Raw genomic sequence first — 8172 nt, forward strand, 5'->3', positions numbered from 1 at the left:
GGGCGGTGCAGGGCGCGGCCTGGCTCGCTGCGCTCGCCACGCTTTTTGTGGCCGCAGCGGCCGCAGACCGCGCGCCCCAGGCCGTCGGCGCGTTGAGCGCGGCGCTGGGGATAGGTGTGCTGGCCGTGTGGGCGGAGCGCGCCCGCAGCGGCGCGATGAACTTTGCCTGGCCGCTGGCCACCGATGGTGAGCCACTGTTCTGGGGGCTGCCCGCGGTGCGTCAGGCCGCCGAGTTGAAGTTACCGGTGATGATGGGCGCCGAGAGCGCAGCCGGTCTTGTGGCCACCGCGGCTGTGGTGGCGGGCATCGCGGCGCTGGCGAGCTCCGGGCTCATCGACGCAAAACATCGCCTGCGTGCGCTGGCCGGGAAGTTGTGGGCCGGCGCCTCCGCGCTTTTTGCGGTGGCCCTCGGCGTGCTCTTTGGCTCGCCGATGCCCCACGCCGATCGCCTGATCGATGCGGGGCTTAAGGCGCAGGCAGCCGAGTGGCTCTCCGCGCAACAACTTCCGCCGGGGCTGGCCGAGCAGGGGGAGCTCCTGGTGAGCCCGGAAGCGACCGCGATTTCGGTGCATCTGAGCGCGATGGGCGCAGAAGTTGTGGCGCTCTTGATGGCCGCGCTGCTCTGCGCCTGGGCGGCCTGGCGGGTGCGGCCTCGCCAGGCTGGCGCGGAGGTCGAGGCCCGGCCGGAGCAGGCCTCGCTGAGCCGCGGGCTTGTGGGGCGCGCGGTGGCGCTGATGGTGCTGGGCTGGGCCTGGGGGCTTCTCGTGACCTGGGAGTCGAGCGGGGCGTTCGGGGTGTTTTCCCGCGCGGAGTGGGTGGGCTTCGGGGTGCCACTTGTGGTGCTGGGGCTGCATCAGGCGATGTTGGAGCAGGGCACGCTCGGAGCGCTGGCGCGACGGATTACCCCGGTGGTGGCGCTTGCGTTTGTCAGCGTGGCCCTTCTGTGGGTATGGAGCCACGGGGCAGCGCCGGGTGTCGGCGTGAGCCTCTTTTGAATCATCTGTTAACACGTTGCCCGAACCTCATCCTCCCGCGCGTTTTCGACGCGGGTCGGACGAGGCAGGGGCGCCGAGGAGCATCACATGAGCGCGATCTACAAGGTCAACAAGGCGGAGTTTATGACGAGCGGCACAAAGCCCTCGCACTACCCGCCCACCGAGCTCCCGGAGATCGCCTTTGGCGGCGCGAGCAACGTCGGCAAATCCAGCCTGATCAACTCTCTGGTGGGGCGCACCAAGCTGGTCAAGACCAGTAAGACCCCGGGCCATACTCAGACGATCAACTTCTTCAACATCAACGACGCGATGGTCTTTGTGGATCTTCCGGGCTACGGCTTTGCGAAGGTTCCCCTCTCGGTGAAAGCCGCCTGGGGACCGATGATCGAGGGGTATCTGGCCGGTCGCCCCACGTTGCGCGCGATCGTCTGCGTGATGGATCTTCGCCGCGGGGTGCGCGACGACGACATGATGCTTATTGAGTCGGCGCCGCTCTTTGGCATCCAACCGATCCTGGTCTTCACCAAAGCCGACAAGTACGGGAAGAACGCCGCCCAGCAGCGCCGGCGCGAGATCGCAAAAGGGCTGAACTGCCCGCCCGGCGATCTGCTGCTCTACTCCAGCACCAAAGGAGAGGGTGGCGAGGCGCTCTGGGATCGCATCCGCCAGGTCACCGGCGTATGAGCGTCGAGGGCTGGGGCGAGCCCGGCGGTGAGGGCGTGGGTGCGGGGCTGGGTGTGCGGCGGGCGACGCCGGCGGATCTTGACGCCATCATGGAGGTGGAGCGTGCGGCGCACGCCCACCCCTGGCAGCGCGAGAGCTTTGAGCGAGAGTTCACCCTGGAGTGGTCACGCATCTGGGTGGCCACCGAAGGGGAGCGGGTGGCGGGGTTTCTGGCCTTCTGGAGGGTGCTCGACGAGCTGCATATTCTCGATGTGGCGGTGCACCCGGACTTTCAGCGTCGCGGGATCGCCCGGGGGATGCTCGAGATGCTCATCGCCCTGGGGCACGCCCACGAGGTGGTCTCGGTGCTCCTGGAGGTGCGCGTGAGCAATAAGCCGGCCATCGCCCTCTACAAACGCCTGGGATTTGAGCGTATGGGCCGCCGCAAGCGCTATTATGACGATGGGGAAGACGCCTGGGTGATGTGCGCAGAGTTGGGCTGAGCGTTGTGGCGAGGTTGATCCTGCGCGCTGAGTTTTGTAAGGGGGAGGCGTCGTACGCCCCCCCACCACCTCGTTACGGAGTCCCTCGTGAACAAGCAGCTCAAAGTCTTCTCCGGCGGAAGCCACCCGGAGTTCTGCAAGTCGATCTGCGGGCATCTCGGAATTGAGCTCGGAAAGAGCACCACGGTTCGTTTCAGCAATGAGAACATGATGGTGCAGATCGAGGAGAACGTGCGCGAGTGCGACGTCTTCGTCGTGCAGACCTCGGCCTCACCGGTTCATGAGAACCTTTTTGAGCTGCTGATCATGATCGACGCGCTGCGCTCGGCGTCGGCCTCGCGCATCACCGCGGTGATGCCCTATATCCCTTACATCCGCAGCGACAAGAAAGATCGTCCGCGCATCTCGATCACCGCACGTCTGGTGGCCGATCTGCTCAAGACCGCCGGTGCCGACCGGGTGCTCACCATGGATCTGCACTCGGCGCAGGCGCAGGGTTTTTTCCGGATGCCGGTCGACCAGCTGCTGGGGGCGGGCCCCATCTGCGATCGTCTCCGCCAGGAGGAAGGTCGCGAGAACTGGGTGCTGGTCGCCGCCGACGCTGGCGAGGCCAAGGATCTGGGGCGTTATGCCAACCGCCTCGATCTGCCGATGGCGATCATCGACAAGCGCCGCGACGGCGACGATGAGCGCCCGCGCGCGGTCAGCCTGATCGGCGACGTGAAGGGCAAGGTCGCCGTGATCGTCGACGACGAGATCGCCAGCGGTGGCACCCTCATAGAGGCCGCCACCTTCCTCAAAGAGAAGGGCGCCGACAAGGTGCTGGCCACGGCCACCCACCCCATCTTCAGCTCGAACGCCGCCGAGCGCATTGACGGCGCGTTTATCGACAAGGTTTTTGTGACCGACACCGTGCCGCTTCGCGACAACCAGCAGTCGGAGAAGGTGGAGGTGATCTCGGTGGCCAAAGACTTCGCCGAGGCCATCAGCCGTATTCACGATGGCCGTTCGGTCAGCGAGCTTTTCCACGCGAAGAAGCCCATGAAACAGGGGTGAGATGCGTGTTTTGATCCCCTGCGGATCATTTTGGTGAATAAAAAAGCCCCGGCGCCTGGCGTCGGGGCTTTTTTGCGTCACGGGGGCGTGTCACCGGGGCGATCAAAATCGCCCGGAGGGATCGATGCGCTTGAGAAAGTCGAGCATGGAGATGCCCGGCTCGTAGACCGCGTCGAAGTCGTCGAGGGCCTCCAGCGCGGGCTCGCGCTCGGTGAGCTCCGCCCATTTTAAAAAGGGCACCAGGAAGGGGCGCGCGGCCTGCACCTCGCGGTAGAGCAGGCGCGCGGTGATGTCGCCCTCATCGAGAAAGCCCGAGCTGCGGTAGTGCTGCAAAAAGCCCTCCCGGTCGTATTCGACCTGACGAAGGGTGACCTCGCGCGAGGGGCCGTGCCCGTCGAGGATGGCGTACTGAGCGCGCCAGTCGCCGTTGAAGGGCAGGCCCACCGAGCCCACGTTGACGATCAGGCCGTCGTCGAAGCGGTGGACGAGAGGGCGGTGGGTGTGGGCGCAGATAAGCGTGGAGCCTTCAATGGCGTCGAAATGTTCACGCAGACGATCGTCAGGGGTCCAGGCACCGATGCCCTCGCTGTGGGAGCGCGGCGAGCCGTGGAAGACCTCCAGGGTGGGATCGGTGGTGGCGAGAAGGGAGAAGGGGAGGGCGTCGATGAAGGCCACGGCCTCGTCGTTGAGCTCCTCGGCCATCCAGCGCGATCCGGCCCACTCATCAAGTGTGCGCCAGGGATCGGGGATGTCGCCGCGGCAAAAGGAGAGGAGGTAGTCCTCGTGGTTGCCTTTGACGCTGCGCCAACCCAGCTCGGCGATGCGCGCGACGACCGCGCTGCCCTGAGGCCCCCGGCCGACCATGTCGCCGGCGACGATGACCTCGTCGACCTGATGGCGAGCGATGTCGGCGATCACCGCGTCGAGGGCAAAGAGGTTGGCATGAACATCAGCAAGGATAGCGATCGTAGGCATGAAGGCTCAGCGTGCTGGCGAGAGGGTCAGGTCCAGAGGTAGGGCTTCCAGTCCTCCGGGTGGTCCTCAAGGTTACCCGCCCCGGCGCTGAATGGCCACCAGCGCGGCTCGTAGGGCTGGGTGATCAGGGGCATGCGGGCCTCGGAGGGGGTGCGGGAGTTTTTGCGTCGATTGCAGGGCTGGCAGCTCGTGGCGATGTTGGTCCAGGAGGTCTCCCCGCCGCGGCTGCGGGGCATGACGTGGTCGAAGGTAAGGTCGGCACCGCTGAAGCGCTCGCCACAGTACTGGCAGCGGTAGCCGTCGCGGCGGTAGATGTTGTTGCGGGAGAACTGCACCCGGCGCCGGGGGATGCGCACACGGCGCAAGAGTCGCAGCACCGAGGGGAGCTCCAGGGAGGTGTGGGCCGAGTGCACCTGACGCTCCTGGGCGACGAGGACTTCGGCTTTGCCCAGCCATAGGAGGGTGACGGCTTTTCGCCAGTCGACGATCGAGAGAGGCTCGTAGGAGGCGTTGAGCAAGAGGGCGGGTTTCATGCGTGCTCCGAGCGGTGGCCTTGCGGTCGAGGGGGACGCGATGCCTCAGCAGGCAACGTCGGCAAAAAAACCGTAAAGCAGGGTGAGCCTATTTCCTTCGATTTTCAACGGTTTAGCGATTGTCGTGCTTCGGGGAAGACAGGGCCAGGCGGTGCGGGGTTGTTCCGGGACGCCTTTTTTACGCTCGTCCGCGCCGACTGCGGGCGAGCGGGCGTCTGTGTTTGAGATGATCGAAAGTTATTGACGGGGGAGGCTTCGGGCCAGCACCAGGGCGTGAATTTTTTCCACGCCGGCCTCTTGAAGTGCCGAGGCGGCCGCATCCAGGGTGGCGCCGGTGGTGAGGACGTCGTCGACGAGCACGACGGGGCCATGGGGAAGACGAGCCTGACGTGCCTTAAACGCATCGCGCAGGTTGGTGCTGCGCTCCGCAAGTCCCAGGCTTGCCTGGGCAAGGGTGCGGCGCGTCTTCTGGAGCGCGAAGAGCGCGGCGTTGTGGTGGGTGCCTTTGGCCCAGCGTCGGGCAAGCAAGGAGGGGAGGTGAAATCCGCGCTCGCGCAGGTTTTCGGGGCGCGCGGGCACCGGGATGAGCAGCGAGGGGGGGAGCGCGCGAAGCGTGGGCGCGAGCAGCATGGCGGAGACGTTGAGTAAGGACTGGGCCGCGACCAGATCGCCGGAGTATTTGATGCGCCGCAGGGCCTCGGACACCGCGCCCTCATACTCCCAGAGAGCCGTGGTGCCGGTGATGGGGGAGTGCGGCCTGCGCGCGCATCCCGGGCAGGGAGCGGATGATGCGGGGGAGGCGTAGGGACTTCGGCTCAGGGGCAGGGGCAGCGCGCACCTCGGGCAAACGCTGGATGGAAGCAGGTAGCTGTCCTCCTCGCAGATCGCACAGAAGGCGCTCTCACATAGCGCCGGATCGTCGCAGGCCGCGCATCCCGGTGGCAGGAGGCGATCAACGGCGTGCTGAAGGAGGTGGACAAGGCGTTGAGGCACGGTAGTCTCCGGGGTGAGGGTCGCCAGTGATGCTCTGTTATCGTTGCGACCGACCGAAGTTTGCGTGTCCCCCCGGAGAGTGTGGAGCAGTCGATGAAGATCAGCGTTGTGGCGATGGGTAAGATGCGAGACGCGCGTTTTGGCGAGCTCGCAAGCGAGTATCGCGAGCGCCTCTCGCACCACCTGCCGGTGGAAGATATCGAGGTTCGGGAGGTGCGCGTCAGCGGCAACGACGTCGCCGGAGCGCTCGCCGATGAGGCCGAGGCGATGCGCAAGGCCTCGCCGGAGCCCGCGCTCACCATCGCGATGACCGAGGGAGGGAAGCAGATCGACAGCGCTCAGCTGGCCGAGTGGATGGACGACTGGATGGTCGGTGGCCAGCGCCACGTGGTCTTCTACATCGGCAGCGCCCACGGGCTGGATCGGCAGTTTTTAAAAAGCTGCGATCGGCGGCTCTCGCTCTCGAAGATGACCTTCCCCCATGAGATGGCGCGCATGATGCTGTGGGAGCAGCTCTACCGGGCGATGACGATCATTCGCGGCGAGCCCTACCATAAGTAACGTGCGAGACCTGAAGTTGAGATAAAGATAAAAAAACGCCCCGGCAGCCTGGCTGCCGGGGCGTTTTTTAGATCAGAGTGCCGCAATGCGCATCGCGTGGACTCACGACGCGGTATCAGGCTCCGAAAGCCTCGCCATCAAAGTGGCCGTAGAGCTCCTCGGGGGCGTCTTCCAATTCCAGGCGCGGGGCTTCCGACCACATGCGCTCCAGGTCGTAGTCCTTGCGGGCGTCCTGGTGGAAGATATGCACGATGATGTCGCCGTAATCGAGCAGGGCCCAGCGGCCGGTGTCCAGGCCTTCGGTGCCCATGCTCTTGCGGCCCGAATCGCGCATCTCGGAGTCGACGCGGCGCGCCAACGCCTGAACGTGACGCTCGGAGGTGCCGGTGGCCACGATGATAAAGTCGGTGTAGCTCACCCGGCCGCGCAGATCGATGACGGTGGTGTTGAGCGCTTTTAAATCCCAGGTGACCGCGGCGATGCCGCGGGCGACTTCGAGAAGCTCTTTGTCGATGTCGGACTGGGGGGTGTTCGGGGTGGAAGCGGCGCTGTCTGTCTTCATTCCTCTCCTGGTCAGGTTTGCCCGGTGCCGTCGGGCACCGGTGACCTCGTTCATTCTCATGGGATTTGAAGGTTTGAGAATGTTGAGGCGAAATCGCGGGTCACTCCCGGATCTGTCCCGTACCTAACACAACGAATTTGGTGGTCGTCAATTCCTTTAAGCCCATCGGGCCGTAGGCGTGCATGCGGGTGGTGCTGATGCCGATCTCGGCGCCCAGGCCAAGCTGGCCGCCGTCGCTAAAGCGCGTCGACGCGTTAATAAGTACCACCGAGGAGTCCACCGCGTCGATGAAACGCTGAGACTGGGCATAACTCTCGGTGAGAAGGGCCTCGGAGTGGCGAGAGCCGAAGCGATCGATGTGCGCGATGGCCTCCTCAAGGTCGGCGACGACGCGGACGGCGAGCTCCAGGCTTAAGAACTCGGCGGCGTAAGCGTCGTCGGAGGCCGGCGTGAAGTCGATGTCGGCCGCGCGTGCGAGGGCGGCGCTGGCCGGGCAGAGGTGCAGGCGTACGCCGGCCTCGGAGAGCGCTTTGAGGCAGCGCGGCACATGCGCGTTGAGCGCGCTTTCGGTAAAGAGCAGTGTCTCGGCGGCGTTGCACACGCCCGGGCGCTGCACCTTGGCGTTGAGCACCACCCGCTCGACCGTCTCCGGGCTGGCGGAGCCGTCGACGACGACGTGGCAGACACCCTCATCGTGTTTGATGACGGGGATGCGGGAGTGCTGATGCACAAACTGAATCAGGCCCTTGCCGCCGCGGGGGATGATCACGTCGATCGCGTCGCTGAGCGTGAGCAGGTGCGCGGTGGCCTCGCGCTGACGCGTCTCGACAAAGCCGATGGCTTCGCAGGCCTCGGGCGGCAGCGCGCTCTTCTTGAGCCCGTCGCGAAGCGCCGTGACCACGGCCAGGTTGGAGGCAAACGCGTCACTTCCCCCTTTGAGCATCACGCCGTTGCCGCTCTTCAAGCAGAGCGCGGCGGCGTCGCTGGTCACATTGGGCCTCGCCTCATAGATGATGCCGATGACGCCCAGCGGGATGCGCTTTCTGGCGACCTGCAGGCCGTTGGGGCGCATCCACATCTCGTCATAGCCGCCCAGCGGATCGGGCAGGGCGCGGACCTCGTCGAGGGCACAGGCCATCTGCTCGATGCGCTCGGGGCTCAGGCGCAGGCGGTCAATAAAGGAGGGCTCCAGCCCGCGGTCGCGGGCGCCCTCGAGGTCGGCCCGGTTGGCGTGGAGGATGGCCTCGGCGTGCGCGCGCAGCGCCTCGGCCATGTGCTTGAGGGCGTCATCGCGCAGGGCGCCGGGCTGGCGAGCGAGCTCGCGGGCGGCG

General features: G+C 65.8%; 9 protein-coding genes and 1 pseudogene. 5 read left to right on the forward strand and 5 right to left on the reverse strand.

The genetic code is table 11. The features are described from left to right. From FRC96_RS21880 to FRC96_RS07030, 4 genes and pseudogenes are all read left to right on the forward strand, one after another. Nucleotides 1–995: pseudogene (locus FRC96_RS21880) on the forward strand (hypothetical protein); the annotation flags it as partial. Nucleotides 996–1082: 87 nt separating this feature from the next. Further along, nucleotides 1083–1679, forward strand: coding sequence for a ribosome biogenesis GTP-binding protein YihA/YsxC (gene yihA, locus FRC96_RS07020; RefSeq protein ID WP_146973795.1), 597 nt, complete (start codon nt 1083–1085; stop codon nt 1677–1679). Beyond that, nucleotides 1676–2161, forward strand: a complete 486-nt coding sequence (rimI, locus tag FRC96_RS07025) for a ribosomal protein S18-alanine N-acetyltransferase (RefSeq protein WP_146973796.1) — start codon at nt 1676–1678, stop codon at nt 2159–2161. Before yihA ends, rimI begins: the two co-directional genes overlap by 4 nt. A gap of 87 nt (nt 2162–2248) precedes the next feature. Continuing rightward, the gene (locus FRC96_RS07030; RefSeq protein ID WP_146973797.1) at nt 2249–3217 is read left to right on the forward strand and encodes a ribose-phosphate diphosphokinase; all 969 of its coding nucleotides are present in this window, start codon (nt 2249–2251) and stop codon (nt 3215–3217) included. Nucleotides 3218–3319: 102 nt separating this feature from the next. Here the strand turns inward: FRC96_RS07030 and FRC96_RS07035 are convergent, their stop codons facing one another. From FRC96_RS07035 to FRC96_RS07045, 3 genes are all read right to left on the reverse strand, one after another. Beyond that, nucleotides 3320–4192: a metallophosphoesterase family protein gene (locus FRC96_RS07035; protein ID WP_146973798.1), complete on the reverse strand. Its 873-nt coding sequence runs from the start codon at nt 4190–4192 to the stop codon at nt 3320–3322. 26 nt (nt 4193–4218) lie between these two features. Next, nucleotides 4219–4725, reverse strand: a complete 507-nt coding sequence (locus FRC96_RS07040; protein WP_146973799.1) for an HNH endonuclease — start codon at nt 4723–4725, stop codon at nt 4219–4221. A 237-nt stretch (nt 4726–4962) separates the two neighbouring features. Then, a complete protein-coding gene (locus tag FRC96_RS07045) occupies nt 4963–5718 on the reverse strand; it encodes a ComF family protein (RefSeq protein ID WP_146973800.1) in 756 nt (251 codons plus the stop codon). A 93-nt stretch (nt 5719–5811) separates the two neighbouring features. On the opposite strand from FRC96_RS07045, the gene FRC96_RS07050 reads away from it, so the two are divergent. Then, entirely contained in the window at nt 5812–6279 is a 468-nt protein-coding gene (locus tag FRC96_RS07050) for a 23S rRNA (pseudouridine(1915)-N(3))-methyltransferase RlmH (RefSeq protein ID WP_146973801.1), read from the forward strand. 115 nt (nt 6280–6394) lie between these two features. On the opposite strand, the gene rsfS is transcribed toward FRC96_RS07050, so the two are convergent. Next, complete coding sequence (rsfS, locus tag FRC96_RS07055) at nt 6395–6841, reverse strand: ribosome silencing factor (protein WP_146973802.1); 447 nt, start codon at nt 6839–6841, stop codon at nt 6395–6397. A 100-nt stretch (nt 6842–6941) separates the two neighbouring features. Continuing rightward, nucleotides 6942–8172 (reverse strand): glutamate-5-semialdehyde dehydrogenase (locus tag FRC96_RS07060; RefSeq protein ID WP_146973803.1); only part of this gene is annotated, 1231 nt, incomplete at its 5' end.

Origin of the sequence: Lujinxingia vulgaris, from assembly GCF_007997005.1 — a bacterium.
Classification (GTDB): Bacteria; Myxococcota_A; Bradymonadia; order Bradymonadales; family Bradymonadaceae; genus Lujinxingia.

Excerpts from the sequence above, each read along its gene's own strand:
- rimI (WP_146973796.1), top strand. The coding sequence starts at position 1,676 with ATGAGCGTCGAGGGCTGGGGCGAGCCCGGCGGTGAGGGCGTGGGTGCG.
- FRC96_RS07040 (WP_146973799.1), bottom strand. The coding sequence starts at position 4,725 with ATGAAACCCGCCCTCTTGCTCAACGCCTCCTACGAGCCTCTCTCGATC.
- yihA (WP_146973795.1), top strand. The coding sequence starts at position 1,083 with ATGAGCGCGATCTACAAGGTCAACAAGGCGGAGTTTATGACGAGCGGC.
- rsfS (WP_146973802.1), bottom strand. The coding sequence starts at position 6,841 with ATGAAGACAGACAGCGCCGCTTCCACCCCGAACACCCCCCAGTCCGAC.
- FRC96_RS07050 (WP_146973801.1), top strand. The coding sequence starts at position 5,812 with ATGAAGATCAGCGTTGTGGCGATGGGTAAGATGCGAGACGCGCGTTTT.
- FRC96_RS07035 (WP_146973798.1), bottom strand. The coding sequence starts at position 4,192 with ATGCCTACGATCGCTATCCTTGCTGATGTTCATGCCAACCTCTTTGCC.